This window comes from Micromonospora sp. GCM10011542 (genome assembly GCF_042650685.1).
Lineage (GTDB): Bacteria > Actinomycetota > Actinomycetes > Mycobacteriales > Micromonosporaceae > Micromonospora.
Map to the genome: position 1 here is coordinate 153,975 of NZ_JBHSBO010000061.1, position 26,237 is coordinate 180,211.

Here is a 26,237-nt window from a genome sequence, read left to right on the forward strand (position 1 = left end):
CCCGCGACTGGGGCGGGTGGGGAGGCGGGCGGCGGCGCGTCGCTCACCGGGTGGGGCGGCGGGGGGCGTCCGGATCCGGCCCGGGACCGGGACGGACCGGACGGTACCGGGCCAGCCACGTGACCAGTTCCTCGGCCGGCATCGGGCGGGCGTAGAACCAGCCCTGCGCGGCGTCGCAGCCGGCCGCGTACAACATCCGCCAGGTCCGCTCGTCCTCCACGCCCTCGGCGACCACCCGCAGGCCCAGCGCCCCGGCCAGTTCGATCATCGACCGGACGATGGCCGCGTCGTCGGCGTCGTCCGCCATGCCCAGCACGAAGGAGCGGTCCACCTTCACCTCGGACAGCGGCAGCCGGCGCAGGTGTTGCAGCGACGAGTACCCGGTGCCGAAGTCGTCCAGCGCGATGGCCACCCCGATGCTGTGCAGCCGGGAGATGGTGGCCAGCACCCGACGGGGGTCGGCCATCAGGGCACCCTCGGTGATCTCCAGTTGCAGCCGCTCGGCCGGTACGCCGTAGCGGGCCAGCCGATCGGCGATCTGGTCGGCGATCTCCCCGGTGTGCAGGTCCCGCACGCTCACGTTGAGCGCGGCGCGCAGGCCGAGACCCGCCGCCGACCACTTGGCCAACTGCTCCACCACATCGTCCACCACCCGCCGGGTGAGCAGCCGCATCACCGCGCTCTGCTCGGCGACCCGGATCAGCTCCTCCGGGTCGACCATGCCGCGCCGCGGGTGCCGCCAGCGCAGCAGCGCCTCCACCCCGACCACCTCGCCGGTCGCGATGGCGATCTGCGGCTGGTAGTACATGGTGATCTCACCGGCGTCGGTGGGCGGCTCACCGTCGGCGGCTCGGCTGCGGCCGAGCGACCGGATCGGCCCGTCCCGGGCGTCCGCCCGCTCGTCCGACCCGGCGCCGCGTGTCGCCCCGAACGTCCGGCCGTGCGGTCCGCTCCCGTTCGCCGACCGCGGGCCCGACCCGTTGGGTCGCTCGGTGGCGGTCGCCCCGCGGACACCGCCGACCGTGGCACGGGTGCTCCGGCCGCGGATCGGATCGGCGGCGGTGACGATCCGGTTGATCAGCTCATCGGCCTGCGCCAGCTCGGCATCGCCCCGCCGCCGGCTCCACCAGCGTCCCGAGCCGCCGTGCGACGACCGATCGGCGGCCGACGCGGCCACGGCGTCGGGCCGGTCCCCCGTCGGTGCGGACACCGTGTCGGCAGCAGACGCCGCCGCGCCGGGGGTCGCGGCGGCGGGCAGCGCGGCGCCGTCGCCCCCGAGGACCTGGGACACCGGCCCGACGGGTACGCCCTCCGCCCCGCCCTGGGGGGCCTCCACTCCGCCGAGGATCGGACCGCTGGTCTCCCGGGCCCGGACCCCGCTGCCCGGCTCCCCCTCCAACACCCGGCGCAGATCGGCGAGCAGACCGAGCCGCTCGGCCGAGTTGTGATCGGACTCGGGGGCGTAGACGGCGACCGTGTCGTTGCGGTGCTTGGCGTCGTACATCGCCACGTCGGCGTGGCGCATCAGGGTGGCGAAGTCCTCGCCGTGCTCCGGGAAGACCGCGATGCCGATCGAACCGCCCACATCCAGCGGAAGCCCGTCCAGCGGCACCGGCTCGGCCAGCACCCGGACCACCTCCTCGGCCAGCGCCCGCGCCTCGGCCACGTCGCCCAGGCCGGTCATCACGATGGCGAACTCGTCCCCACCGAGCCGGGCGACCATCTCCTGCCCCGGCATCACCTGGGTCAGCCGGGCGCTCACCTCGACCAGCAGCCGGTCCCCCACGGCGTGCCCCAGGGCGTCGTTGACGTTCTTGAACCGGTCCAGGTCGATCAGGAGCAGCGCCAGGTGCCCCCCGGGCTCGCCCCGGGCCGTCCGGTCGGCGTGTACGTGCACCTGCTCCGCCACCTCGGCCAGCAGGGCCTTGCGGTTGGGCAGACCGGTGAGCGGATCGGAGGCGGCGAGTTGCTGCTGCTCGACGGTCAGCCGCGCCATCCGGTACACCGCGAACAGCGGCACCAGCACCAGCGGGATCAGCACCGCGCTCGCCCGGGCGGCGGCGACCAGCACCGGCGCGAGCAGCAGCAGCGAGCCGGTGGAGAGCAACTCGAAGCCGAGGCCCTGGCGGACGGTGGGCCACCAGCGGTCGCCGAAGCGCAGCCGGACCGCCGCGCTGACCAGCCCGTAGTTGACCACGAACCAGGCCACCACCGCACCGCCCACGGCGGCCACGTCGGTCCAGTGCAGCCGGCCGCCGGCGAAGACGGCGCCCGGCCCGAGCAGCGTGATCCCGTACGCGGCGGCGAGGGCGCAGGCGTACTGGCCGACGTTGAACGCCGTCCGCCACGCCGCGTGCCCCATCCGCCAGCCCGAGACCACCACCGCCACGGCCTGCACCGCCACCGCCGGGCCGAGCCCCCAGCCGAGCAGGATCGCGAAGGTGAAGCAGGTGGACGGGAAGACCGCGGAGGTCTGCCGGCGGCCGGGCGGGACGAACGGGCGGGCGTCGCAGACCACGGCCAGCGCGGCCATCGTCCAGAACGCGGCGGGCATCCGGGGCAGCTCTTCGGGGAGCGTCCGGAGTGGACCGGCCGCGGCCAGCGCGGCGAGCGCCAGGATCCCGGCGACGAAGCCGGCGAACGGCGCCACCCGTCCGGGCGGGACGGAGTTGCGCGGGTCGGCGACCTCCATCACACCTCCCGGCCTACGGTCGGCGTGCCCGTTCACACGCCGTGCACCAATGAAACGCCCTCGGTGCCGGGTTTCCCGGTATGACAGTCACGAATCGGTCGTAGTCGTAATTAAGTTGGTATACGCCGTCGGCCCCCCGCGACGGCCGTCACTCCCCGACCCGGGCGACCTCGCGGGCCGCGTCCGGACCGGCGTCGAGCAGGCGCCGGAAACCGTCCTCGTCGAGCACCGGCACCTTGAGGCTGGCCGCCTTGTCGGCCTTGGAGCCGGGGTTGTCACCCACCACCACGAAGCTCGTCTTCTTGGAGACCGAGCCGCTGACCTTGCCGCCCCTGCTCTGCACCGCCTCGGCAGCCTGGTCGCGGGAGAACCCGGCGAGGGTGCCGGTGACCACCACCGTCAGCCCCTCCAGCGGCCGGGGCCCCTCGTCGACCGCTTCCTCGGCCATCCGTACGCCCGCCTCGGCCCACTTGCGCACCACCTCGCGGTGCCAGTCGACGGCGAACCACTCCCGGATGCTGGCCGCGATGGTCGGGCCCACCCCGTCGACCGAGGACAGCTCCTCCTCGCTGGCCGCGTCGATGGCCTCCATCGAGCGGAAGTGCCGGGCCAGCGCCTGGGCCGCGGTGGGGCCGACGTGCCGGATGGAGAGCGCCACCAGCACCCGCCACAGGTCGCGCTCCCGGGCCACGGCCAGGTTGTCCAGCAGCTTGACCGCGTTGCTGCCGAGACTGCCGTCCTTGTTGACGAAGAAGGGCGACCGGGACAGCTGCTCGGCGTCGAGGGCGAAGAGGTCACCCTCGTCGGCGATGATCTCCGCGTCGAGCAGCGCCGCGGCGCCCTTGTAGCCGAGCACCTCGATGTCGAACGCGCCCCGGCCGGCGAGGTGGAACACCCGCTCACGCAGCTGCGCCGGGCAGCTGCGGGTGTTGGGGCAGCGGATGTCGATGTCGCCCTCCTTGGCCGGAGCGAGCGGGGTGCCGCAGGCCGGGCAGGTGGTCGGCATGACGAACGGTCGGGCGTCGGCGGGACGCAGGTCGACGACCGGACCGAGCACCTCGGGGATCACGTCGCCGGCCTTGCGCAGCACCACCGTGTCGCCGATCAGCACCCCCTTGCGCTCGACCTCGCGGGCGTTGTGCAGGGTCGCCAGCGCCACGGTGGAACCGGCGACCCGCACCGGCTCCAGCACGGCGAACGGGGTGACCCGCCCGGTGCGCCCCACGTTGACGTCGATGTCGAGCAGCTTGGTGGTGACCTCCTCGGGCGGGTACTTGAAGGCGATCGCCCAGCGCGGCGCCCGGCTGGTCGAGCCGAGTCGGCCCTGGATGGAGACCGGGTCGACCTTGACCACCACGCCGTCGATCTCGTGCTCGACGTCGTGCCGGTGCTCGGCGTAGTAGGCGATGTACTCCGCCACGCCGGCCAGGTCGGGCACCACCCGCCAACGGTCACTGGTCGGCAGCCCCCACGCCCGCAGCGCCGCGTACGACTCGGACTGGGCCGCCGGCTGCCACCCACGGCGGGCACCGATGCCGTGCACCACCAGGCGCAACGGGCGGGACGCGGTGACCCGCGGGTCCTTCTGCCGCAGGCTGCCGGCGGCGGCGTTGCGGGGGTTGGCGAACGGGGCCTTGCCCTGCTCCACCAGGCCGGCGTTGAGGTCGGCGAACGCGGCCACCGGGAAGTAGATCTCGCCCCGGACCTCGAGGAACGCGGGCACGTCGGGAAACTCGTCGGACGGCGTCAGCCGGCTCGGGACGTCCCGGATGCTGCGGACGTTGGCGGTGACGTCCTCACCGGTGCGGCCGTCGCCACGGGTGGCGGCCCGGACCAGCCGGCCGCCCTCGTAGGTCAGGTTGATCGCCAGACCGTCGACCTTCAGCTCGCACAGGTAGGGCACCGGCCCGCCTGCGTCGCGCTCGACCCGCTCGGCCCAGGCCGCCAACTCCTCGTCGGCGAAGGCGTTGTCCAGCGAGAGCATCCGCTCGGCGTGGGTGACCGGGGTGAAGTCGGTGGAGAACGTGCCACCCACCCGCTGCGTCGGTGAATCGGGCGTGCGCAGCGCCGGAAACTCCTCCTCCAGCGCCTCCAGCTCGCGCAGTTGCTTGTCGAACTCGGCGTCGGCGATGGTCGGCGCGTCCAGCACGTAGTAGCGGTACTGGTGCTCGGTCAGCTCGCGGCTGAGCGTCGCATGCCGCTCGCGCGCCTGCGGCGTCGGCTCGCCGCCGGCCGCCGCCTCCTGCGCCGGGCTGACCTGCTGACCGATCTGCTCCTCGGACATCCCGCCACCTTCGGACACGCCTGCGACCTCCCTGATCACGCTACTCCGGCACGGTATCGGGCCGGTCGGACAATCCGCCGCCCACCCGACCCGCCGGACCGGGTCGAGACGACCGCACCAGCGAGTGATGGCTCCGGCTCCTGCAAACCGGAGCATCCGGCGGCCGTGGCCACCCGACAACCGCGCAGACGAGTCGATCATCGCGTTGAGGCCTCACGCGGGCGGACCGGGCGCGGACCACCGCCGGGCACCGCCGGTCGCCGGGGCGCAGACCGCCACCGGGTGCACGCGGGCGTCGCCGGCCGCGGGCCGCCACCAGCGCGCGGACGGGCCTCCCGGCCGCAGGCCGCCGCAAGGGCGTGGCCGCCGGAGGGCGGCGCGGCCGGTGGGCGCTGCGGTGGGCGGCGTGCGACGATCGCCGGACGGTGGCGGCCGGTGGGCCGCAGGAGGCGGAGGTACGAATGCCCGACGTCCTGCTCTGGGCGGTTGCGATCCTGCTGGCGGTGGCCGCCGGTTGGGCGTGGAACAGTTGGCGGCACCGGGCCGCCGCGCGCCGCCCCGACACCCGGCCGGATCGGGGCGCTCGGTCCCGCCCGGCGGACCGCCGCGACACCCCACCCCGACCGCGCGCCGGCGAGCGCTCGGCCGGGAAGCCGAGCACGCGCGACCGGGCGACCGGTTCACCGGCGGCGGGTGAGATCTGGTGGGCGGATGTGCCGTACGCCGACGGCACCGGGTCGAAGGTCCGGCCCTGTCTGGTGCTGCGCGCCGACGCCCGAGGCGCCGACGTCCTGAAGATCACCAGCCAGGACAAGAGCGACCGGGACGATCACGTCCGCATCCCCACCCGAGACTGGGACCCGGGCGCCGAGCACGGCAGTTACCTGAGCCTCACCGAGCCGATCCGGATCAGCTCCGCGGCGTTCGCCGATCGCGCTGGCACCTGCGACGGCGGACTGTGGCGCCGGGTCCGCAGCCTGCACCACCTGCCCACCCGCTGACCGCGCCCGGGTTTGATGGACTCGGGTTCCTGCAAGTCGGGGTGTCCCGAAGGCAGTAACACCCCGACTTCAAGGAAACCGAGTCGATCACGCCGGACGCCACGGCGGACCGGCACCGCGCGGGCCCGCCCGATCCGGGCCGGGCACGACGGCAGGCCAGCCACAACGGCAGGCCAGCCAAGCGGGCCGACAGAGGCAGGCCGGCAGAGCGGGCCGGCAGAGCGGGCTCACCAAGGGGGCCGGCGGAGCGAGCCCGCCCAAGCGAGCCCGCCGACGCGGGTCAGTCAGTCCCAGGCCGCGCCGAGCGTGGCGAGCTGGTCGGCGTACTCGATCCGATCGGCCCACCCGGGTGGCCAGGCGGCCATCCCGGCGGCCGCTCCCACGAAGGCGCCGGCCAGCGCGGCGATCGAGTCGGAGTCGCCGGCGGTGGTCGCACCGCGGGCCAGCGCCCCGACCGGGTCGTCGGCGTGCCGTACCGCGCAGAGCAGTGCGGTCGCCAGCGCCTCCTCGGCCACCCAGCCCTCCCCGGTGGCCCGGCACGGGTCACCGCCGTCGTCGGGCTCGCCCAGGGCGTTCGTCAGTCGGTCCAGTACCGCCAGGCACTCGTCCCAGCCCCGGGCGATGAAGTCCTCCGGCGTGTCGACCCCGGCGCGCTGCCAGAGGTCGCCCAGCCACTGCTTCCGGTACACCCGGCGCTGGCCACGCGCCCGCTCAATGAGCAGCGTGGGCAGCTCGGGCAGGGTGGCGCCGCCGCGCAGGGCGAAGACCGCGTACGCGGTGAGCTCGCTGGCCGCCAGCCCGGTCGGGTGGCCGTGGGTCAACCCGGCCTGCAACTGGGCCAGCCCGGCCAGCGTGTCCAGGTCCACGTCGAGCAACCCGACCGGCGTCACCCGCATGTTGGCGCCGCATCCCTTGGACCCGCTCACCGTGGCGTCCTGCCAGCGGAGGCCGCGACCCAGCTCGGCGCAGGCGCGCAGGCAGGTCATCCCCGGGGCACGGTTGTTGTCCGGGCTGATCGCCCAGGCCAGGAAGCGGCGCCGCAGCAGCGGCTCCACCGCCTCCGGGGTGAGTGACGGCGCCTCGTGCAGCGCCCAGCCCACCGCCAGCGCCATCTGGGTGTCGTCGGTCACCAGCGCCGGCTCGCCGGAGAGCTCACGCGGACCGGTCAGGCCGTACCGGTGCTCGATCTCGGCCACGGTCAGGAACTCGGTCGGCTTGCCCAGCGAATCGCCGTAGGCCAGACCGAACAGCGAGCCGGAGGCGCGCAGCGGGGAGTTGTGGATCACGGCGGCCATGATGCCCTGCCGCCGTGATCCACGCCAGGGTCAGTCCCAGCAGAGGCAGAACGGGTGGCCGGCGGGGTCGGCGTAGACCCGGAAGTCGCCCCCTCCGCCCGGCAGCCGGCGCGCGCCGAGCGCGAGCGCCGCCTTCTCGGCGGTCTCGATGTCGTCCACCGTCACGTCGAGGTGGAACTGCTGCGGGCGCTCCGGGTCCGGCCAGGTCGGCGGACGCAGGTTGGGCGCCCGCTGGAACGCGAGGCGCGGCTGGTGCCCGGGCGGCCCGCCCAGCACCACCCAGTCGTCGTCGGAGTTGCCCTCGGCCAAGGGCACGCCCAGCAGCTCGGAGTAGAACGCCGCCAGCGCCCGGGGGTCGGGGCAATCGATCACCGTTGAACGCAGCTGTCCAATCATGACCGCCATTCTGCCCACCGGGTACGACAGGAAACCTCAGTCCTCGGCGAGCCGCCGGCCGGCGTCCCGGCACGCCGCGAGTACCGCCCGGGCGTACTGCGGGGTGGCCCCGGCGAGCCCGCAGGCCGGGGTGATGACGACCTGCTCGGCGAGCTGTCGACGGGGGAAGCCGAGCCGGTCCCAGAGTCGGCGTACCCGGTCGGCCACCTCGACCGAGGTCGGCGCGCGGCCGGCCGGCTCCGGTCGGGTCGGTGCCGCGCCGGCCAGCAGCCCCAGGCCGGCGTCGATCGCCTCGCCGAGCGGGTCCAGGTCGGTGAGCAGGGCCAGGTCGAGGGCGACGGCGGTGGCACCGGTCGAGCGGATCAGCTCGAGCGGCACGTCGGGGGCGCAACAGTGCACCACGGTGGGTACGCCGACCGCCTCGACCACGGTGCGCAGCAGCTCCGCCGCGGCGACCGACTCCACGGCCCGGTACGCGCCCAGCCCGCTCTCGGTGGGCACCCGGCCGGCCAGCACCGTGGGCAGCGACGGCTCGTCCAGTTGCAGCAGCACCGAGGCCCCGGGCACCCGTCCGGCGACGGCCGCGACGTGCGCCCGCAGCCCTTCGGCCAGGGAGCCGGTGAGGTCACGGACGGCGCCGGGGTCGCGCAGCATCTTGCCGCCGATCGGCAGTTCCAGCGCGGCGGCCAGGGTGAGTGGGCCGCCGGCCTGCACCTTGAGCGGCCCGGCGTACCCCTCGGCCTGCTCGGCGAGCTGGTCCAGGTCGCGTTCCATCAGGTCCCGGGCCCGGCGGACGTCGCGCCCGGGGCGCGGGGCGATCCGCCAGCGCGCCGCGTACAGCTCGACCGGCAGCTCGACGAGCAGCCCGGCGGTGCGGCCGATGAGGTCGGCGCCGGGCCCGCGGGCCGGCAGCTCGGGCAGGTGGGGCAGCGCGGGGAGCTCACCGAGGATCACCCGCTGGGCCTCGGTGATGTCGGTGCCGGGCAGCGAACCGATGCCGGTTGCCGCACCGGCCGTCCAGGGCCACGCCTGATCTGTCACGGCCGAAGGGTATCCGGTACGCCGGGCGCCGGGGACGCGACGGCCAGCACGCCGGCGTCGGCGCGCGGGGATCAGCCGGTGATGGTGGCGGAGCCGAGCACCACGTCGCCGGCCGGATCGGGCCGGTACGCCACCACGGCCTGCCCGGCGGCGACGCCGCGCACCGGTCGGCGCAGCTCGGCGTGGAGCGTGTCGCCGTCGAGGGCGACGGTGGCCGGCACCACGTCGCCGTGCGCCCGTAGCTGCACCTCGCACTCGACCGGCGCGTCCGGTCGCGGGCCACCGGTCCAGACCGGACGCTCGGCGCGTACCTGGGAGACCTCCAGCGCCTCGGCCGGGCCGACAGTCACGGTGTTGGTCTTCGGGGTGATGGAGAGCACGTAGCGCGGCCGGCCGTCCGGGGCGGGCCGGTCCAGGTGCAGTCCGCGCCGCTGGCCGACGGTGTACGCGTACGCGCCGGAGTGGCTGCCGACCACCGCGCCGGTGCTTGCGTCCACCACGTCGCCGGGCGCCTCGCCGAGTCGGCCGGCCAGGAAGCCGCGGGTGTCGCCGTCGGCGATGAAGCAGATGTCGTGCGAGTCGGGCTTGTCGGCGACGGCCAGACCACGGGCGGCGGCTTCCTCGCGAACCTGCGCCTTCGTCGAGTCGCCGAGCGGGAAGATCGACCGGTCCAGTTGCTCGCGGGTGAGCACGGCCAGCACGTACGACTGGTCCTTGGCCTCGTCGACGCTGCGCCGCAGCAGCCCGTCCGGGCCGAGCCGGGCGTGGTGGCCGGTGACCACCGCGTCGAAGCCGAGCGCCACGGCCCGGTCCAGCACCGCCGCGAACTTGATCTTCTCGTTGCAGCGCAGGCACGGGTTGGGCGTGCGACCGGCCGCGTACTCGGCGACGAAGTCGTCCACCACGTCGGCGTGGAACCGGTCGGCCATGTCCCAGACGTAGAACGGGATGCCGATCACGTCGGCGGCCCGGCGCGCGTCCCGGGAGTCTTCCAGGGTGCAGCAGCCGCGCGCCCCGGTCCGGTAGGTCTGGGGATTACGGGCCAGCGCCAGGTGCACGCCGGTCACGTCGTGCCCGGCCGCCACGGCGCGCGCCGCCGCCACCGCCGAGTCGACTCCGCCCGACATCGCTGCCAAGACCCTCACCAGCAAACTCCCTTCCCCGCCGCCAGCCTATCCGCCCACCCGGAACCAATGTCGATCATGGAGTTGTGGTGGCGGACAAGGGCCGTCGAACGCCACGTTCCGGGCACGTGGACGCCCTCAGCGCGGGCTGCGGAGGGCGGCGGCGCGGCGGGCGCGGTCCACCGCGCCCGGCAGGGCGGCGATCAGGGCGTCGACGTCCGACGGCGTGCTGGTGTGGCCGAGGGAGAAGCGCAGGGACGAGCGGGCGCGGTCGTCGTCGGCGCCCATGGCCAGCAGCACGTGCGAGGGCTGGGCCACCCCGGCGGAGCAGGCGGAGCCCGTCGAGCAGGCGATGCCCTGGGCGTCGAGCAGGAGCAGCAGCGCGTCGCCCTCGCAGCCGGGGAAGGAGAAGTGCGCGTTGCCCGGCAGCCGGTCGACCGGGTCGCCGTTGTAGATCACCTCGGGCACCGCCCGGCGGACCCGTTCGATGAGGTCGTCGCGGAGGGCGGCCACCCGGGCCGCGTACTCCTGCTGGCCCTTCACCGCCGCCTCGACGGCGACCGCGAAGGCGACGATGCCGGCGGTGTCCAGGGTGCCGGAGCGCACGTCGCGTTCCTGACCGCCGCCGTGCAGCAGCGGCGTGGCCGCCACGTCGCGGGCCAGCAGCAGGGCACCCACCCCGGTCGGCCCGCCCAGCTTGTGCCCGGTCACGGTCAGCGCGGACACCCCGCTGGCCGCGAAGTCCACCGGAACCTGGCCGACCGCCTGGATCGCGTCGGTGTGGAACGGCACGCCGTACTCGGCGGCGACCGCGGCGAGTTCGGCCACCGGCTGCACCGTGCCCACCTCGTTGTTCGCCCACATCGTGGTGACCACGGCCACCCGGTCGGCGTGCGCGGCCAACTCGGTGCGCAGGTCGGCCGGGTCGAGCCGCCCGGCGTCGTCCACCGGCAGCCAGCCCACCTCTGCGCCCTCGTGCCCGGCCAGCCAGTCCACCGCGTCCAGCACCGCGTGGTGCTCGACCACGCTGGAAACCACCCGCGGCCGGTCCGGGCCGGCGCCCCGGCGGGCCCAGAAGATGCCCTTGACCGCGAGGTTGTCGCTCTCGGTGCCGCCGCCGGTGAAGATCACCTCGGACGGTCGGGCGCCCAGCACGGCGGCCACCCGCTCGCGGGACTCCTCGACCCGGCGGCGGGCACGGCGGCCGGCCGCGTGCAGTGCGGACGCGTTGCCGACCTCGCGGGCGGTGGCGACGTACGCCTCCAGTGCCTCGTCGAGCATCGGAGTGGTCGCCGCGTGATCCAGGTAAGCCATCGCCGTCCAGCCTACGGCCGGTTCTTCGGAGACCGGATGCCGGAGGGCACCCGGGATACGACCACCGGCGCCGGAACCGGGGCGGGGAGCATGTTCCTCCTCCCCGCCCCGGCCCGCCGCCCGCTCCGGTGCCGGCAGGTCGGGCGGCCCCGGGCGAGCTGGTTCCCGCCGGTCAGGCGGGCACCGCGGTGACGACGATGTTGTCGCGGTACTTGCGGGCCTTGGCGTCGAACGGCCCACCGCAGGTGATCAGCGTCAACCGCGGCTTGCCGTCCCGGGCGAAGTACCGGTCCAACGGGATCTTGGTCTTGGCGTACTCCTCCCGGGCGACGACCCGGTACTGCCGGGCCTTGCCGTCGCTGCCGGTCGCGGTGAGGGTGTCGCCCTGGTCCAGCTCGCGCAGCCGGTAGAAGGCACCCTTGCCCTGCGTGGCGCTGTCCACGTGACCGGCGACGACCACCGAGCCGGTCTCCGCCTCGAGCCCGGGTCCGTACCGGTACCAGCCGATCTGGTCGACGCTCGGCGGCACCTCGAACTCGTTGGTCTTCTGGTTGATGCCGACCGCGTTGATCGTGGCGGTGACGTCGATCGCCGGGATCGTCAGCCGTACCGGCGGAACGACCTTCGGTCCGGCCGGCAGTTCCCCGGCGGTCACCGGCACCGACGGGCCGTCAGCGGCGCTGGCCGACGGGGCCGGGGTGGCGCTGGCCAGGGTGGCCGCCTCGTCGGCGCCCACGTCCTCGGCCGGCTGGGAGCCGCACGCCACCAGGGTGGCGACGGTGAGCGCGGCAACGCCGGCGGCCATGGCCGCCAGCGCGCCGCGGTTGCGCACCGTCACTTGCGACCGGTCCGCGCGGAGGCCATCCGCACACCGCCGCCGAGCAGCAGCAGGACGCCGGCGCCGGCGAGCACGTACCACCAGGTGTCCACGCCGGTACCGGCCTGGCCACCGTCACCGCTCGGCACGCCGCCCGGGGCGGAGTGCAGGCCGGAGATGGTCTGCGCCACCACGTCGAGGGTCTTGCCCTCGGCCGAGCCGATCGCGTAGACGATCGTCGCGGTGCCCTCCTTGAGGTTCAGGTCCGCCGGGCCGATGGCCACGGTGTCGGTGCCGGCCAGCACCACGTCCGCCTTCACGGTGCCCGCGTCGACGTCGGCCTTGGCCTCGTTCGGGTTGGTCAGGCCCTTGAAGACGGGGGTGCCACCGGCACGGACGTCCACCTCCGGAGCGGCGGCGGTGTGCCGGACGATCAGCCGGGCCTTGCCGGCGCCGACCTTGGAGACGTCGTTGACGAACGGCGTGATCTTCGGCTTGCCGGCCGCGTCCAGGTGCGCGGCGATGCTGATGTTCGCCCCGCCCGGGACCGCGGCGTCGTCGACCTTGAGGATCGCCTTGTCGATCGCCTCACCGGGCTTGGTGAGCGCGATGTCGTACTCGCCCTCCTCCAGGTTCAGCGGGCCGGCCACGTCACCGGGCTTGAAGTTGTCCAGCGTCTTCTTGCCGTTGACGTACACGTCGACCGGGGTGTCCGGGATGCCGTGCACGACGGAGACCTTGGACGTGGCGGCGTAGGCGGGCGAGGCGCTGAGGGCGCCGACGCCGGCGAAGGCGAGCGCGGCGACCGCGCCGCCCGCCGCGACCCGACGGAAGTACGAGAGCTGCATGACTGCCTCCTGGTGATTGGTGCTGATTCGTCAGGCCTGGCTTGCAGAACGGGTTACGCCGGCTCCGCGACGGCCGGATGCGGTCGGAGGCAATTTCTTTTTCCCGGCCGGCAACGCATCCGGCGGAGGCCTCGGGAACGAAGGATCGGTGATGGCAACTACCGGGGAAGTGGGGCGAGGGCTGTGGGAGCTACAGTCGGGCATGCCCCAAGGAAGGCGAGCCGCCCGGTGACGGCCGCTCGACAGGCACCGGACCCCCCGGACGAAGACCTCGCGCTGCGGTTCCGCGCGGGTGACGAGGTGGCGCTCCGGCAGGCGTACGACCGGTACGGGCGAGCCGTGCTACACCTGGCCACCAGCATGCTGGCCAACCGCAGCGACGCCGAGGACGTGACCCAGGCGACGTTCGTCGCCGCCTGGCTGGGCCGGGACACCTTCGACCCGACCAAGGGATCGTTGATCGGCTGGCTGCTCGGCATCGGCCGGCGCAAGGTGATCGACCGGATGCGGGCCTCGGCCCGCCAGACCCGGGTGGTGGAGACGGTCCGGCAGCTCCCGGAGCCGGCGCAGACCGGCCCCGACCCGGACCGGGTGGTGGACCGGCTGGTCGTCGCCGACGAGCTGGCTCGCCTCCCGGACGACCAGCGGCGCATGCTGGAGCTGGCGTTCTACGACGACCTGACACACCAGCAGATAGCCACGGTGACCGGGGTGCCGCTCGGCACGGTCAAGAGTCACATCAGACGCGGCATGGCGAGCTTGAAACGCAGATGGGAGGTGGATGGTGCAGCACCTGGACCACGACCGGCTGGTCTTTCTGGCGCTCGGTGAGAGCCAGGCGGACAACGGCGAGAGCACCCACCTCGACAGCTGCGAACACTGCCGGGTGGAGATGGAGACGCTCCAGCACGTCGCCGGGCTCGGCGCCGAGACGCAGGACCTGCGCGACCTGCCCGACCCGCCGGAGCACGTCTGGCAGGGCATCGTCGCGGAGATCCGGGCGGCGGAGGACCTGCCGTCGCTGACCGAGACCCGCCAGCAGCAGGCCGTCGAGCCGACCAACGGGTCGGCGGGCGAGCCCACGGCGCCGGGCGCGGCCAGCGGAGGGCGGTTGCACCGCTCCCGATCCCGCCGGCGGGCCCGCTGGTCAGGTTGGGCGGCCACCGCGGTGACCGCGGTCGCCGCGGCGGCGATCGGCGTGGTGGGCACGGTCTCCGTGCTGCGCCAGGACGACCCGACGCCTGCCCCGACGCCGGCGGTGGTGGCCAGCGCGCCACTGGCGGCCTTCGGCTCGACACCGAAGACGGCCGAGGGTGACGCGCGGGTGCTCCAGAACGGCCAACTTCATCTGCACGTGGCGAATCTCCCGCGCGTGCCGGGGTACTACGAGGTCTGGCTCATCAACCCGACGAACCTGGAGATGTTCTCGATCGGCACCCTCGGTGGCAACTCGGACGCCCTGCTGCCCCTGCCCCCGAACGTCGACCTGAAGGCATACTCTGTGGTCGACGTCTCCGCCGAGCAGTACGACAACAACACGAAGCACTCCGGCGACAGCCTGCTGAGGGGCACCCTGACGGGCTGATCGGCGGGCCGGCTCAGCTCCCCGGCCCGCCGATCAGCTCCCTTTCCACCCGGAAACGAGAAGTGGCCGCCCGGCACCGGGCGGCCACTTCTCGTCGTACGGCTGGTTACTTGCGCTTGCGAATCTCCTCGGCGGCCTGCGGGACGATCTTGAACAGGTCGCCCACCACCCCGAAGTCGGCCAGCTCGAAGATCGGCGCCTCGCCGTCCTTGTTCACCGCGACGATGGTCTTCGAGGTCTGCATGCCGGCCCGGTGCTGGATCGCGCCGGAGATGCCCAGTGCCACGTAGAGCTGCGGAGAGACCGTCTTACCGGTCTGGCCCACCTGGAACTGGTGCGGGTAGTAGCCGGAGTCGACCGCCGCGCGGGACGCGCCGACCGCACCGCCGAGCAGGTCGGCCAGCTCCTCGACCAGCTTGAAGTTGTCGGCGTTGCCGACACCCCGACCGCCGGAGACGACCACGCCGGCCTCGGTCAGCTCCGGGCGGGAGCCCTTCTGCTCGGCGACTCGCTCGACGACCCGGGCCAGCTTGTCGGCGTCGGTGACGGCGACCGTGAGCTGCTCGACGGCCGGGCTGGCCGGCGCCGGGGTCGGGTTGACCGAGTTCGGCCGGACGGTGACCAGCGGCAGGCCACGGGTGACCTTGGACTTGACGATGGTGGAGCCGGCGAAGGCGACCTGGGTCGCCGTGCCGTCTGCGTCCAGGCCGACCACGTCGGTCAGGATGCCGTTGTCGAGCTTGACGGCGAGCCGGGCGGCGATCTCCTTGCCCTCCTGGGCGGAGGCGAGCAGCACGGCGGCCGGCTGCACCCGCTTGACCAGCTCGGCCAGCACGGTGGCCTTCGGGGCCACCAGGTAGCCGTCGATCTCCTCGCCCTCGGCGGCGTAGATCTTCTCCGCGCCGTACTCGCCCAGCTTGCCGCTCAGCGCCTCGGCGGCGCCGGCGCCGCCGAGCACCACCGCGCTGGGCGTGCCCAGCTCGCGGGCGAAGGTGAGCATCTCCAGGGTGACCTTCTTGACGCCGAATTCCTTGGTGGCTTCGACGACGACGAGAACCTCAGACATGTCCAGACCCCGCTCTCACACGAACTTCTCGGTGGCGAGGAACTCGACCAGCTTGACGCCGCCCTCGCCCTCGTCAGTGATCTTGGCGCCGCCGGAGCGTGGCGGACGCTTGGTGTGCTCGACCACGGCGCTGGTGGCGCCGTCGAAGCCCACCTCACCCGGGGCGACCCCGAGGTCGGCGAGGGAGAGCGTCTGCACCGGCTTCTTCTTGGCGGCCATGATGCCCTTGAAGGAGGGGTAGCGCGGCTCGTTGATGGTGTCCCAGACGGAGACCACGGCCGGGGTCGAGGCGGTGACCACCTCGTAGCCCTCCTCGGTCTGCCGCTCGACGGTCAGCGTGGCGCCGTCGACGGTGAGCTTGCGGGCGCCGGTCAGCGCCGCGACACCCAGCCGCTCCGCGATCATGTGCGGCATGACCTGGACCCGGCCGTCGGTCGACTCGGCACCGCAGATCACCAGGTCGGCATTGAGCTGACTGAGCGCGGCGGCGAGCACCTTCGAGGTGGCCACGGCGCAGGAGCCGTGCAGCGCGTCGTCCACGACGTGCACGGCCTTGTCCGGGCCCATGGAGAGCGCCTTGCGGATCGACTCGGTCGCCCGGTCCGGACCCATGGTCAGGATGGTGACCTCGCCGCCGTGCGCCTCCTTGATCTTCAACGCCTCCTCGATGGCGTACTCGTCCATCTCGTTGATGACGTTGTTCGCCGAACCGCGGTCGACGGTGTTGTCGTCACTGCGCAGGTTGCGGTCCGCGCCCGAATCAGGCACCTGCTTGACGAGTACGACGATGTTCATCGCGCTTCGACGACCCTCCTGTGTGGTGTTGCGATTGGCTCGCCCGGTTTGGGCCGCAGCCTCGCGCGTCGGTCGACGCCCGGTCAACCGCAGCGTGCTGTGCGGTTGCCCACGGCGCAATGTTACCTGCCAGTAGCTTGCGGCTCCCGGGCACTCAGAGTGACACAGCTCACCGACGCGCGGCACGCTCCGCGGGTCGACCTCGTTCAGGCCGTACCGGCAAGCGCGCCCCGGATACGTTCGATGACCGCAGCCTCCTCCGGCACCACCCCGTCGTGCGCCCGGGCCACCCGGTCCGCCGCGGTCAACACCACCGCGCGGTACGCGTCGACGTCCGCCGGCGACTTCTCCCGCAGGATGCGCACCGCCCGGCACAGCGCCGGCAGCACCACCGACTCGATCTCCAGCTGGGAGTCCCGGGGCAGCCGGGGCAGCGGGCCGGTGGTCAGCGCGTCCTTGACCACCCCACTGGCGTCGGCCAACGCACCGGACGCGGCGACGCTCTCCCGGATCACCGCCAGCATGCCCGGATCGGCGTTGGACACCAGGAAGACGGCACCGAAGACGCCGGTCTTGAGGGTCAACCGCTCCTCGTCCGTCAACCGTTGCTCCATGATCACGGAGTGTAGACGTACGGCGTGGTCGTGGTGACCGCTACGAGGCCGAGCCGCTCGAGGATCGGACGGCTGTCCTCGGACGCGTCGACCTGCAACAGCGTCCGTCCCCGCTGTTCGGCCAGCCGGGCCCGGTAGGTGACCAGCGCGCGGTAGATGCCCTTGCGGCGCCACTGCGGCAGGGTCGAGCCGCCCCAGAGGGTGGCGAAGCCGGTGTTTCCCGGGAAGCGCACCCAGCCGGCGCTCACCATCGTCGGACCCGCCTCGGCCACCACCACCGTGACCGACTGCGGATCGGCCTCCATCTCCCGCTCCAGCCCCCAGACCAGGTGCGAACGGTCCTCCTGCCAGACCTCCTCCTCCATGGCGGCGATCCGCTCCAGGTCGACCCGGCTGGTCACCTCGCGCAGGCGTACCCCCTCGGGGACGACCGGCAGCGCGCCGGCCAGCGACGCGACCGGGCCGATCACCACGGTCTCCCGCTCCTCGGGCACGAAGCCCGCCGCGCGCAGCCGGTCCGCCAGGTCGGCCGGCTCGTCGTGCCCGACGAGTTTCCACTCCACCGACTGGCTGCGCTGCCGGAACAGCTCCACCTGCCGGGCGATCAGCTCGTCCAGCGCGTCGCCGGTCAGCCCGTCGAGGTCGCGGTAGGTGAGGAACCCGCCCGCGTCCAGGCCGGTGATCCGGAACAGCGGGCCGTCCCGCTCCACCGTCACCCCGGCGGGCACCGGGTCCGGGATGTCCGGGCGGAGCTGGTTGTCGTAGGCGCTGCGCAGGGTCATCGCGTCGAGATCAGTCACCGGCCCAGGCTAAGCCGGATGGGAAGCGGATAATCAGCCCCGTGTGGGGGGCGATCAGGCGGTGGTTCGACCCGCGGGAGCTGCGCTCGGTGGGCGAACGGCCGGACTACCGCTTCTCCCTGGCCAACGAGCGCACCTTCCTGGCCTGGCTGCGGACCGGGTTGGCGCTGGTCGGCGGTGGTCTGGCGGCCGCGCAGTTCCTGCCCCCGCTGCCGCTGACCCACCTGCGCGAGGTGATCGCGATCGCGCTGCTGCTGCTCGGCGGCACCGTCGCTGTCCGCGCGGTGGACCACTGGGCGCGCACCGAACGAGCCATCCGGCTCGGCGAGGAACTGCCCGCCTCCCGCTTCCCGGCCTTCCTCGCCCTCGCCGTGGGCGGTGGCGCGCTGCTGCTGGTGGTCGCGGTGCTGGCCCGGGTCGTGGGTGACCGGTGACCCCCACGCCCGACCGACCGCGCACCGGCGGCCCGGGAACCGCCGGATGAGCGGGACCGGGCGGGACGTGCGGGACGCGGGGCTGCAACCGGAGCGGACCCGGCTGGCCTGGCGGCGGACCGCGCTGGCACTGACCGTGGTCGCGGTGCTGACCGTGCGGCTGGCGCTGCCCGGTGACCCGGCCGGCGCGCTGATCGGCGCCGCCGCGGTGCTGCTCTGGGGCGCCGTGCTCGGGCTCTGCTGGCGGCGAGCCACCGGCACCGGTGTGGCGCGCAGCGGCGGCCCGGTGCTGCCCCTGGTCGCGCTGGGCGCCGCCGGGTTCGCGGTGCTCGGTGTGCTGCTCGTGCTGCGCGGGCTGTGGTGACGCGACCCGGTACGCCATGATGGGCACATGGCCCGGCTGTACGTCCTCCTCTTCCTGGCGCAGATCGTCCTCGCCGTCTGCGCGCTGATCAGCTGCCTCTCCGCCGAGGAGGGCCAGATCCGCGCCCTGCCCCGGGTCGCGTGGGTGCTGATCATCCTGTTCTTCCCGCTGGTCGGCTCGATCGCGTGGTTCGTCGCCGGGCGCGAGCCCGGCTCACGCCCCAGCCGGACGGCCTGGCCGGTCGGCAACGGCTTCGCCGAGCGGCCGCGCCGACCGCTCGCCCCGGACGACGACCCGGAGTTCCTCCGCTCGGTGCGGGACCAGTCCCGGCAGCAGGACGCGGAACTCTTCCGCCGCTGGGAGGAGGACCTGCGCCGCCGCGAGGACGACCTGCGCCGCAGCGAGGGTGAGCCGCCCCGCGAAGAGGACCGCCCGGAGGTCTGAGCGACCCGCACCGCTGCCGTCGGGTCACACCCGACGCTTGAGCCCCCGCATCGCCAGCGGCGCGAAGATCACAGCGATCCCGATGCCCCAGAGCAACGTCTGCAGCACCGGCCCGCCCACCGGGCCGCCGACCAGCAGGCCGCGCAGCGCGTCGGCCACCACGGTCACCGGGTTGACCTCCACCCAGTTCTGCAACCAGCCCGGCATCCGGTCGGTGGGCACGAAGATGTTGCTCGTGAAGGTCAGCGGAAAGATCACCATGAAGCCGAAGATCTGCACCTTCTCCGGCTCGTTCACCAGCACCCCGACCAGCACCGAGATCCAGGACGCGGCCAGCGTGAACGCCAGCAGGAGCGCGAACGCCCCCAGCACGCCGAGCGGCCCGTTGCCGACCCGGAACCCCAGGATCATCCCGACGCCGAGCAGCAGCGCGATCGACCAGGCCTGCTTGACGGTGTCGGCGAGGATCCGACCGGCCAGTGGCGCCAAGCGGGCGATGGGCAGGGCCCGGAGCCGGTCGAAGACCCCCTTGGTGAGGTCGTTGTTGAGCCCGAACCCGGTGGTCATGGTGGCGAAGAGCGCGTTCTGCACCATGATGCCGGGCAGCATGAAGGTCAGGTACTCGCCGGACGAACCGGCGATGGCGGTGCCGAAGACGTAGGTGAAGAGCAGCACGAACATCACCGGCTGGATGCTCAGGTCGAGCAGCTCCATCGGGTTGTGTTTGATCTGCACCAGGCTGCGCCAGGCCAGCGTGAAGGTGTGTCGCAGCCCGGCGGCGACACCGAGCCGGCGGGCCGGGGCCAGCGGGGCGGGCAGGGTGACGGCGGTCATGCCGAGGTCCTTTCCAGGTCGGAGTCGGTCGTGGCGTCCTCGGCACGGTGGCCGGTGAGGGAGAGGAAGACCTCGTCGAGACTGGCGCCGCGCAGCGCCAGCTCGGCGACCGTGATCTCGGCGGCGTCGAGGCGTCGCACCATGGCCGGCAGCACACCGGGGTCGTTCACCGCGACGGTGACGGTGGTCTGAGCCACCTCGGGGGTCGCGCCGGACACCTCACCGGCGATGCTGGCCACGGTGGCCAGGTCGGTCGGGTCGGTCGGCCGCACGGCAAGGGTCTGCCCGCCGGTCTTGGCCTTCAGCTCCTCCGGCGTGCCCTGGGCGATCACCCGGCCGTGGTCGACCACGGCGATCTCGCCGGCGAGCTGGTCGGCCTCCTCCAGATACTGGGTCGTGAGCAGCACGGTCACCCCGTCGGCGACCAGGGTGCGGACGATGTCCCACAGCTCGTTGCGGCTGCGCGGGTCCAGCCCGGTGGTGGGCTCGTCGAGGAAGAGCACCTGTGGCCGGCCGACCAGACTGGCGGCGAGGTCGAGGCGACGACGCATGCCACCGGAGTACGTCTTGGCGGCCCGGTCGCCGGCGTCGCTGAGCTGGAAGTCGGCGAGCAGCTCGCGGGCGCGCCGCTTGGCGTCCACCCGGCTCAGGCCGAGCAACCGGCCGATCAGCAGCAGGTTCTCCGCGCCGGTCAGGGTCTCGTCGACCGAGGCGTACTGGCCGGTCAGGCCGATCAGCTGGCGCACCTGGTGGGCGTCGCGTACGACGTCGTAGCCGCCCACGGTGGCGTGCCCCTCGTCGGCGCGCAGCAGGGTGGCGAGCACCCGCACCGCGGTGGTCTTGCCCGCGCCGTTGGGCCCGAGCAGCCCGAAGACGGTCCCGGTGGGGACCGCCAGGTCAACTCCGTCGAGCGCGGTGGTGGCGCCGAAGCGCCGCACCAGACCCTCGGCGCGGATCGCGTAGTCCATCGCAACTCCTGTCGTCTTCGCTGGTGGCACCACCATGGCCGACGGGGCTGACATTCCGTCGATCCGGCGCTGACGTTACGACGACAGGAGCTGAGATTCCGCTGATTTAGCTGCGGGAAGACGCCGCGCCGCCGCCCGGTGGACGGGCGACGGCGCGGCGGGAGCGAATCAGGCCAGGTTCGACGAGCGGGGGTACGCGTCGGTCGGGTCGGTGAGCACGTTGACCAGGTACGGCACCCCGGCGTCGAAGGCCCGCTGCAACGCCGGCTGAAGGTCGGTGGCCTTGGCGACCGTCTCGCCCGCGCCGCCCAGCGCGGTGACGACGGTGTCGTAGCGCAGCTCGGGCTGGAGGTCGGCGGCCACGTCGTAGCCGTACATGGCGCGCATCGGGTGCTTCTCCAGCCCCCAGATGCCGTTGTTGCCGACCACGATGACCACCGGCAGCTTCTGTCGGACCAGCGACTCGACGTCCATCAGCGAGAACCCGGCCGCGCCGTCGCCCATCAGTACGCAGATCTGCCGGTCCGGGTGGCTGACCCGGGCGCCCATCGCGTAGCCCATGCCGGTGCCCAGGCAGCCGTACGGGCCCGGGTCCAACCAGGTGCCGGGCTGGGCCGGCTCCAGGTAGCGCCCGGCGTACGAGACGAAGTCGCCACCGTCGCCGATGGTGATGGCGTCGCGGGCGAGCACCTTGCGCAGCTCGCCGTAGACGCGGGCGGGCCGGATCGGGTCGGTCTCGGCGGCCATCTCCGCCGCGTCGCGGGCCCTGGCCGCGTCCTCGGCGGTGCGCAGGTCGGCGATCCAGTCGGCGTGGTCGGCCCGGTCGCCGGAGTGGTCGGCCAGCGCGGAGAGGATGAGCCGCAGGTCACCGGCGGGTGCGGCGGCGGGCTGCACATGCGAGGCGCGCTGGCTGGGCGCGTCCACGATGTGCACGACCTTGGCGTCGCCGAAGTCGCCGAAGCTGAGCCGGAAGTCCAGCGGGGTGCCGACCACCACGACCACGTCGGCGCCGGAGAGGGCCGCCCGGCGGGCCTTGGCGAAGGCGAGCGGGTGCTCCGGCGGCAGCGACCCGCGACCCATGCCGTTGGTGAAGACGGGCACCTGCAACGCCTCGGCCGCCTCGCGCAGCGCGGCGACGGCGTCGCCGGCGTACACGTCGGAGCCGGCGATGAACACCGGTCGCTGCGCGGCGGCGATCAGCGACGCCGCCCTCGCCACCTCGTCCGGGTCCGGCTCGACCGGCGCGATGCCCGGGACGGCCGGCACCTCGGCGTCGGAGACCGAGAAGACCGTCTCCAGCGGGAAGTCCAGGAACGCCGGCCCGCGGTGCGGGGTGAGCGCGGCGGTCAGCGCGGCGGTCACCGCGCGCGGGATGTCGTCGGTGCTGAACACCGTCTCGGCGTGCTTGGTGACCGGGGAGACCAGCGGCAGGTGGTCCATCTCCTGGAGGCTGCCCGAGCCCCAGCGGAACGCCGGCGCCCGCCCGCCGAGCACCAGCACCGGGGAGGCGTTGAAGAAGGCGCTGGTCAGGCCGGAGATGCCGTTGGTGACGCCGGGGCCGGCGGTGAGCACGGCCAGCCCGGGGCGGCGCTGGAGCTTGGCCACCGCCTCGGCGGCGAAGACCGCCGACTGCTCGTGGCGCACGTCGTAGATGGGGAAGCCGGTCTGGTGCGCGGCGTCGTAGAGCGGGAAGACGTGGCCGCCGGAGAGGGTGAACATCTCGCGTACCCCGTGCGCCCGCAACGCCGCGAGCGCGAGCTCTCCGCCGTGACCTTCGACCCGCTCCGTCATCGCCACTCCCCTTCGTCGCTGTCGACCGGAGACCCACGCTACTGGCCGGTAGGCGGAATGTGAACCGTTCTCGACTCACCGGTGCGGGCCGGCGGCGCACACCGCCGGCCCGGCCCGGTCAGCGACCGGTGAAGCCCGGCTTGCGCTTCTCGACGAAGGCGGCCATGCCCTCGCGCCGGTCGTCGGTGGCGAACAACGCGGCGAAGAGCTGACTCTCCCAGGCCAGGCCCGAGTTCAGGTCCATGTCCAGGCCGCCGTCGACCGCAAGCTTCGCCGCGCGCAGGGCCTGCACCGGCCCGTTGAGGTACGGCTTGACCAGCGCGACCGCCGCGTCGTAGACCTCAGCGGCCGGAGCGACCCGGTCGGCCAGGCCGATCCGCAGCGCCTCCTGCGCGTCCACCATTCGACCGGACATGATCAGGTCCTTGGCCCGGGCGGGGCCGACCAGGCGGGCCAGTCGCTGGGTGCCGCCGGCACCCGGGATGATGCCCAGCTTGATCTCGGGCTGGCCGAGCTTGGCGTCCTCGGCAACCACCCGCCAGTCGCACGCCAGGGCCAGCTCGCAGCCGCCGCCCAGGGCGTAACCGGTGATCGCGGCGACCACCGGCTTCGGGATCCGGGCGATCGCGCCGAGCGCACTGGACAGGTCTGCCGCGCGCTGCGACATGTCCACGTAGGACATGTCGGCCATCTCCTTGATGTCGGCGCCGGCGGCGAAGACCTTCTCCCCGCCGTACACGATGACGGCCCGGACCTCAGGGTCGGCGGTGGCCGCCGTGGCGGCGGCGCGCAACTCCTCCTGCACCTGGGTGTTGAGCGCGTTCATCGGCGGCCGCTCCAACCGGATGGTGCCGATGCCGTCCTTGGTCTCCAGCCGAACGAACTCGCCCACGCTGCCCTCACTTCCTCGTCGAAGTAGCGTGCCAACCTTACGACCCGCCTCGTTGGGGTAAGTAGTGTGGTTGTCAGCCCCGTGGGCGGGAGTCCAGCGATGATCACGTATTACGACGACAGGTCGGTGCAGGTCACCTCCACCGCCTTCCGGGTGGACGGACGCACGTACCGATTCGCCGAGATCACCATGGTGTGGCATCGACGGGGCACCCGCTCCTGGCGGGTGCTGGTCGGCCGTGGCGCTATCGGAGCCGCGATGGCCGGCCCGCTGGTGGCGGCCGTCCTCGGCGTCGGGCTGGCGGTGTGGCTGCACCGCTCGCCGACCGTCACGATCGCCATCGTCGGCGCCTCCGTGCTGGTCGGGCTCGCCGTCGGGCCGGTAGCCGACTTCCTCTTCGAACACCTGGACCGCTCGTACGCCAAGGGCAGTCGGCAGTTGGAGATCTGGGCCCGCTGGCGGGGCCACCCGGTGCGGCTGCTGAGCACCGGCGACGCGCTGCGCTTCGGCCAGATCTACCGGGCGGTGCAACGCGCCGTCGAGCACACCCAGCCGACCCGCCCCGCCGCCCGCCGCTGACGTTCGTACCTGCCGCATTACCCGGCACGGGCGCTGCGCACACCGGACGCGCTACGGTTCGGGCAGATCTACTGGGCCGTGCAGCGCGCCGTCGAGCAGCAGGGGGACCATCGATGACCCGTCGCGGTGGCGAGGCCGTCGCCCTGGCCGGGGTGCTCGCCGTGGCCGGTGTCGCCCATTTTCTGCGCCCCGGCTTCTACGACCCGATCGTGCCCCGCGTGCTGCCCGGTCCGGCTCGATTCTGGACGTACGCCAGCGGGGCCGCCGAGCTGGCGGTCGCGGCGGCGGTGGCCCATCCGGCGACCCGGCGCACCGGCGGACGGGCGGCTGCCGCGCTCTTCGTCGCGGTGCTTCCGGCCAACGTGCAGATGGCGGTGGACTGGCGGCACCGGCGTCCGGCGAAACGGGCGGTCGCCTACGGCCGGCTGCCGTTGCAGGCGCCCCTGATCTGGTGGGCGCTGCGGGTGGCCCGCGCGCGGCGGTAGCCTTCCGGGCCAGTCAGGTCAGCGGCAGGGTGGTGGCGATCGGCCAGCCGACCAGCACCGCTCCCACCACGGCGGGCAGCCAGCGTGGGGCGGCGTGGCGGCGCAGCACCGCCGCCCAGACGGCCTGCCAGCCGAGCAGCAGCGCGAAGAGCGGCACCACCAGCAGCACGAACCCGGGCGCCAGGCCGACCAGCGCCGAGCTGGTCAACGCGAGCACCGCCACCGCCGCGACCAGCAGGTGCCGCCCGGCCCGACCGGCCGCGACCAGCTCCACGCCGAGCAGGAAGACCAGGCAGGCCGCCACCACCACGGGCAACAACCACCAGCGTGCGCCGACGGGCAGCGCCGAGGTCAGCCCGAGGTGGATCGGCAGCGCGACGGCGAGCACCGCGTACCCGCCAAGTAGCACGGCCGCGACCGCCGTCCGCCCGGAACCGGGGTCACGGCCCGGCACGGATTCCGTCGTACCGATCGAGTCGGCAACCACCGGGCTCGCCCCAACGGACGTCGAGCCTTCAACGGGCGCGGAAGCCGGCGCGGAAACGGGCGCGAGAGCCGGCGTGGGGACGGGCGTGGGAACCACCGTGTGTGCCGGCAGCCGCAGGGACGGCAGCCAGCGGGCGGCGGCGGCCAGCAACCCGCCGGTGACCAGCAGGAAGCCGCTGACGTACCCGCCCACCGCGAGCGGGAGCCGAGTGGTCGGCAGCACCGCCGCGCCGGCCGCGCCGACCCCGGCCGCCGCCAGCACCACCCCGAGCGACACCAACCCGGACGACGCCCGGCCGCCGGACGCGGGCCCGGAGGACGCGGACTGTGGGCGGCGGCCGGCGCCCCGGCGACGGGCAGGAGCAGCGCCGCGAGCGGGACCATGCCGAGACCGAAGGCGAGCAGCAGCAGGCCCGCGCCGCCGAGCCGGGCGGTCGGTCGCGGCCGGGCGGTCGCGTCCGCGCCGGGCAGCCAGGCGGTGACCTCCTCGTGGGTACGCGTCGCGAACAGCACCGAGATGTGCTCCGCCCCGGGCACCACCGCCGAACGCCGCTCGGTGCCCGTGCCGCGCCGCATGGCCTCGTCGACCGTGCGCCGGAAGTCCGGGAACTCCGCGCCGCCCACGATCAGCAGCAGCCCCGCGGGCCGACCCGGTGGCAGGTCGTCGGCGTCGGGCAGCGAGATCGCCACAGTTCGGGCGATCTCCGGGTGCGCCACGGCGTACCGGGTGACCACCCCGGCGCCCATCGAGTGGCCGATCAGGACGATCCGCCCGGGATCGACGTCCGGGAGGGTGCGTAGGTGGTCCACGGCCACGTCCAGATCCGCGGTGAGCGCGGTTCCGGGGTTGTACCGCCCGGCGCCGGGCAGCCGGGCGGAGTTGGCGCCGTGCCCGGCGAAGTCGAGCAGCAGTGCGATCCCACCCTGCCGGGCGACGGTGTCGGCGATCGGACGCATCAGGCGGGCCGAGCCGGCGAAGCCGTGGGCGACGACCACCCCGGGGCGCCGGACGCCGGGCGTCGGCGCGGCGGCCCGTACCTCGGTCATCGGTACGCCGGCGACGGTGACCCGCCGGGTGGTGAGCCCGGTGTCGGCCCTGGTCAGCACCACCGCGCCGAGTGTGGCGGCGACCACCGCGAGCACGGCGAGCAGGGCGGCGGCCCGGACGGATCGTGGGTGCGGCGAGGGAGCCGACATGCCGGCACCCTACCGCCGCACCGCCCGTCCAACGGTCCTCCGACCGGGCTCCGGTGCGCCCGCCCGGCAGTTGTCGCGCGGGCGTCGCACA

At 73.7% G+C, this 26,237-nt stretch carries 27 protein-coding genes; 8 read left to right on the top strand and 19 right to left on the bottom strand.

Going from position 1 to position 26,237, the window contains the following annotated elements; genetic code table 11:
* Nucleotides 1-43: 43 nt before the first annotated feature.
* Nucleotides 44-2,692 carry a putative bifunctional diguanylate cyclase/phosphodiesterase gene (locus ACFOW4_RS26175; RefSeq protein WP_377532501.1) on the bottom strand — a complete coding sequence of 883 codons (2,649 nt, stop codon included), beginning with the start codon at nucleotides 2,690-2,692 and terminating at the stop codon, nucleotides 44-46.
* Between the two features lie 148 nt (nucleotides 2,693-2,840).
* Nucleotides 2,841-4,976 (bottom strand): NAD-dependent DNA ligase LigA, encoded by a 2,136-nt coding sequence (gene ligA / locus ACFOW4_RS26180; protein ID WP_377532504.1) that lies wholly within the window; start codon nucleotides 4,974-4,976, stop codon nucleotides 2,841-2,843.
* 461 nt (nucleotides 4,977-5,437) lie between these two features.
* On the opposite strand from ligA, the gene ACFOW4_RS26185 reads away from it, so the two are divergent.
* Entirely contained in the window at nucleotides 5,438-5,977 is a 540-nt protein-coding gene (locus ACFOW4_RS26185; RefSeq protein ID WP_377532506.1) for a type II toxin-antitoxin system PemK/MazF family toxin, read from the top strand.
* Between the two features lie 284 nt (nucleotides 5,978-6,261).
* Here ACFOW4_RS26185 and ACFOW4_RS26190 read toward each other — a convergent pair whose 3' ends face one another.
* The 7 genes from ACFOW4_RS26190 to ACFOW4_RS26220 all read right to left on the bottom strand — a co-directional run bounded on the left by ACFOW4_RS26190 (nucleotide 6,262) and on the right by ACFOW4_RS26220 (nucleotide 12,812).
* Nucleotides 6,262-7,272: an ADP-ribosylglycohydrolase family protein gene (locus ACFOW4_RS26190; protein ID WP_377532509.1), complete on the bottom strand. Its 1,011-nt coding sequence runs from the start codon at nucleotides 7,270-7,272 to the stop codon at nucleotides 6,262-6,264.
* Nucleotides 7,273-7,302: 30 nt separating this feature from the next.
* Nucleotides 7,303-7,668 (bottom strand): VOC family protein, encoded by a 366-nt coding sequence (locus tag ACFOW4_RS26195; protein WP_377532512.1) that lies wholly within the window; start codon nucleotides 7,666-7,668, stop codon nucleotides 7,303-7,305.
* Between the two features lie 36 nt (nucleotides 7,669-7,704).
* Nucleotides 7,705-8,709: a methionine synthase gene (locus ACFOW4_RS26200; protein ID WP_377532515.1), complete on the bottom strand. Its 1,005-nt coding sequence runs from the start codon at nucleotides 8,707-8,709 to the stop codon at nucleotides 7,705-7,707.
* A 71-nt stretch (nucleotides 8,710-8,780) separates the two neighbouring features.
* Nucleotides 8,781-9,854 (bottom strand): tRNA 2-thiouridine(34) synthase MnmA, encoded by a 1,074-nt coding sequence (gene mnmA, locus ACFOW4_RS26205; RefSeq protein ID WP_377532518.1) that lies wholly within the window; start codon nucleotides 9,852-9,854, stop codon nucleotides 8,781-8,783.
* A gap of 117 nt (nucleotides 9,855-9,971) precedes the next feature.
* Nucleotides 9,972-11,147 (bottom strand): cysteine desulfurase family protein, encoded by a 1,176-nt coding sequence (locus tag ACFOW4_RS26210; protein ID WP_377532521.1) that lies wholly within the window; start codon nucleotides 11,145-11,147, stop codon nucleotides 9,972-9,974.
* A gap of 172 nt (nucleotides 11,148-11,319) precedes the next feature.
* The gene (locus tag ACFOW4_RS26215) at nucleotides 11,320-11,985 is read right to left on the bottom strand and encodes a class F sortase (RefSeq protein ID WP_377532524.1); all 666 of its coding nucleotides are present in this window, start codon (nucleotides 11,983-11,985) and stop codon (nucleotides 11,320-11,322) included.
* Entirely contained in the window at nucleotides 11,982-12,812 is an 831-nt protein-coding gene (locus tag ACFOW4_RS26220) for a DUF4397 domain-containing protein (protein ID WP_377532526.1), read from the bottom strand. The genes ACFOW4_RS26215 and ACFOW4_RS26220 overlap by 4 nt, the downstream gene beginning before the upstream one ends.
* 228 nt (nucleotides 12,813-13,040) lie before the next feature.
* Here ACFOW4_RS26220 and ACFOW4_RS26225 point away from each other — a divergent pair, with 228 nt between their 5' ends.
* On the top strand, nucleotides 13,041-13,643 hold the full coding sequence (locus ACFOW4_RS26225; protein WP_377532529.1) for an RNA polymerase sigma factor: 603 nt from the start codon (nucleotides 13,041-13,043) through the stop codon (nucleotides 13,641-13,643).
* Nucleotides 13,597-14,397 (top strand): anti-sigma factor, encoded by an 801-nt coding sequence (locus ACFOW4_RS26230; RefSeq protein WP_377532747.1) that lies wholly within the window; start codon nucleotides 13,597-13,599, stop codon nucleotides 14,395-14,397. Before ACFOW4_RS26225 ends, ACFOW4_RS26230 begins: the two co-directional genes overlap by 47 nt.
* A gap of 106 nt (nucleotides 14,398-14,503) precedes the next feature.
* On the opposite strand, the gene ACFOW4_RS26235 is transcribed toward ACFOW4_RS26230, so the two are convergent.
* From ACFOW4_RS26235 to ACFOW4_RS26250, 4 genes are all read right to left on the bottom strand, one after another.
* A complete protein-coding gene (locus tag ACFOW4_RS26235; protein ID WP_377532532.1) occupies nucleotides 14,504-15,463 on the bottom strand; it encodes an electron transfer flavoprotein subunit alpha/FixB family protein in 960 nt (319 codons plus the stop codon).
* A 15-nt stretch (nucleotides 15,464-15,478) separates the two neighbouring features.
* Nucleotides 15,479-16,258: an electron transfer flavoprotein subunit beta/FixA family protein gene (locus tag ACFOW4_RS26240; protein ID WP_377532534.1), complete on the bottom strand. Its 780-nt coding sequence runs from the start codon at nucleotides 16,256-16,258 to the stop codon at nucleotides 15,479-15,481.
* A 206-nt stretch (nucleotides 16,259-16,464) separates the two neighbouring features.
* A complete protein-coding gene (locus tag ACFOW4_RS26245) occupies nucleotides 16,465-16,872 on the bottom strand; it encodes a hypothetical protein (RefSeq protein WP_377532537.1) in 408 nt (135 codons plus the stop codon).
* A gap of 2 nt (nucleotides 16,873-16,874) precedes the next feature.
* Nucleotides 16,875-17,672, bottom strand: a complete 798-nt coding sequence (locus ACFOW4_RS26250) for a GNAT family N-acetyltransferase (protein WP_377532540.1) — start codon at nucleotides 17,670-17,672, stop codon at nucleotides 16,875-16,877.
* 41 nt (nucleotides 17,673-17,713) lie between these two features.
* Here ACFOW4_RS26250 and ACFOW4_RS26255 point away from each other — a divergent pair, with 41 nt between their 5' ends.
* The 3 genes from ACFOW4_RS26255 to ACFOW4_RS26265 are packed head-to-tail and all read left to right on the top strand — an operon-like array spanning nucleotide 17,714 to nucleotide 18,914.
* Nucleotides 17,714-18,106: a YidH family protein gene (locus ACFOW4_RS26255; RefSeq protein WP_377532543.1), complete on the top strand. Its 393-nt coding sequence runs from the start codon at nucleotides 17,714-17,716 to the stop codon at nucleotides 18,104-18,106.
* A 46-nt stretch (nucleotides 18,107-18,152) separates the two neighbouring features.
* Nucleotides 18,153-18,470 (top strand): DUF202 domain-containing protein, encoded by a 318-nt coding sequence (locus ACFOW4_RS26260; protein ID WP_377532546.1) that lies wholly within the window; start codon nucleotides 18,153-18,155, stop codon nucleotides 18,468-18,470.
* Nucleotides 18,471-18,497: 27 nt separating this feature from the next.
* Entirely contained in the window at nucleotides 18,498-18,914 is a 417-nt protein-coding gene (locus ACFOW4_RS26265) for a PLD nuclease N-terminal domain-containing protein (RefSeq protein ID WP_377532549.1), read from the top strand.
* Between the two features lie 24 nt (nucleotides 18,915-18,938).
* Here the strand turns inward: ACFOW4_RS26265 and ACFOW4_RS26270 are convergent, their stop codons facing one another.
* From ACFOW4_RS26270 to ACFOW4_RS26285, 4 genes are all read right to left on the bottom strand, one after another.
* Nucleotides 18,939-19,748 carry an ABC transporter permease gene (locus ACFOW4_RS26270; RefSeq protein WP_377532551.1) on the bottom strand — a complete coding sequence of 270 codons (810 nt, stop codon included), beginning with the start codon at nucleotides 19,746-19,748 and terminating at the stop codon, nucleotides 18,939-18,941.
* Nucleotides 19,745-20,716: an ATP-binding cassette domain-containing protein gene (locus ACFOW4_RS26275; protein WP_377532554.1), complete on the bottom strand. Its 972-nt coding sequence runs from the start codon at nucleotides 20,714-20,716 to the stop codon at nucleotides 19,745-19,747. The genes ACFOW4_RS26270 and ACFOW4_RS26275 overlap by 4 nt, the downstream gene beginning before the upstream one ends.
* A 168-nt stretch (nucleotides 20,717-20,884) precedes the next feature.
* Nucleotides 20,885-22,507, bottom strand: a complete 1,623-nt coding sequence (locus ACFOW4_RS26280) for an acetolactate synthase (protein ID WP_377532557.1) — start codon at nucleotides 22,505-22,507, stop codon at nucleotides 20,885-20,887.
* 118 nt (nucleotides 22,508-22,625) lie between these two features.
* On the bottom strand, nucleotides 22,626-23,399 hold the full coding sequence (locus tag ACFOW4_RS26285; RefSeq protein ID WP_377532560.1) for an enoyl-CoA hydratase/isomerase family protein: 774 nt from the start codon (nucleotides 23,397-23,399) through the stop codon (nucleotides 22,626-22,628).
* 99 nt (nucleotides 23,400-23,498) lie between these two features.
* Here ACFOW4_RS26285 and ACFOW4_RS26290 point away from each other — a divergent pair, with 99 nt between their 5' ends.
* Nucleotides 23,499-23,978: a DUF6232 family protein gene (locus ACFOW4_RS26290; protein WP_377532563.1), complete on the top strand. Its 480-nt coding sequence runs from the start codon at nucleotides 23,499-23,501 to the stop codon at nucleotides 23,976-23,978.
* A gap of 113 nt (nucleotides 23,979-24,091) precedes the next feature.
* On the top strand, nucleotides 24,092-24,463 hold the full coding sequence (locus tag ACFOW4_RS26295; protein ID WP_377532566.1) for a hypothetical protein: 372 nt from the start codon (nucleotides 24,092-24,094) through the stop codon (nucleotides 24,461-24,463).
* Nucleotides 24,464-24,476: 13 nt separating this feature from the next.
* Here ACFOW4_RS26295 and ACFOW4_RS26300 read toward each other — a convergent pair whose 3' ends face one another.
* Complete coding sequence (locus tag ACFOW4_RS26300; protein ID WP_377532568.1) at nucleotides 24,477-24,872, bottom strand: hypothetical protein; 396 nt, start codon at nucleotides 24,870-24,872, stop codon at nucleotides 24,477-24,479.
* Complete coding sequence (locus ACFOW4_RS26305) at nucleotides 24,815-26,146, bottom strand: dienelactone hydrolase family protein (RefSeq protein WP_377532571.1); 1,332 nt, start codon at nucleotides 26,144-26,146, stop codon at nucleotides 24,815-24,817. The genes ACFOW4_RS26300 and ACFOW4_RS26305 overlap by 58 nt, the downstream gene beginning before the upstream one ends.
* Between the last annotated feature and the right edge of the window lie 91 nt (nucleotides 26,147-26,237).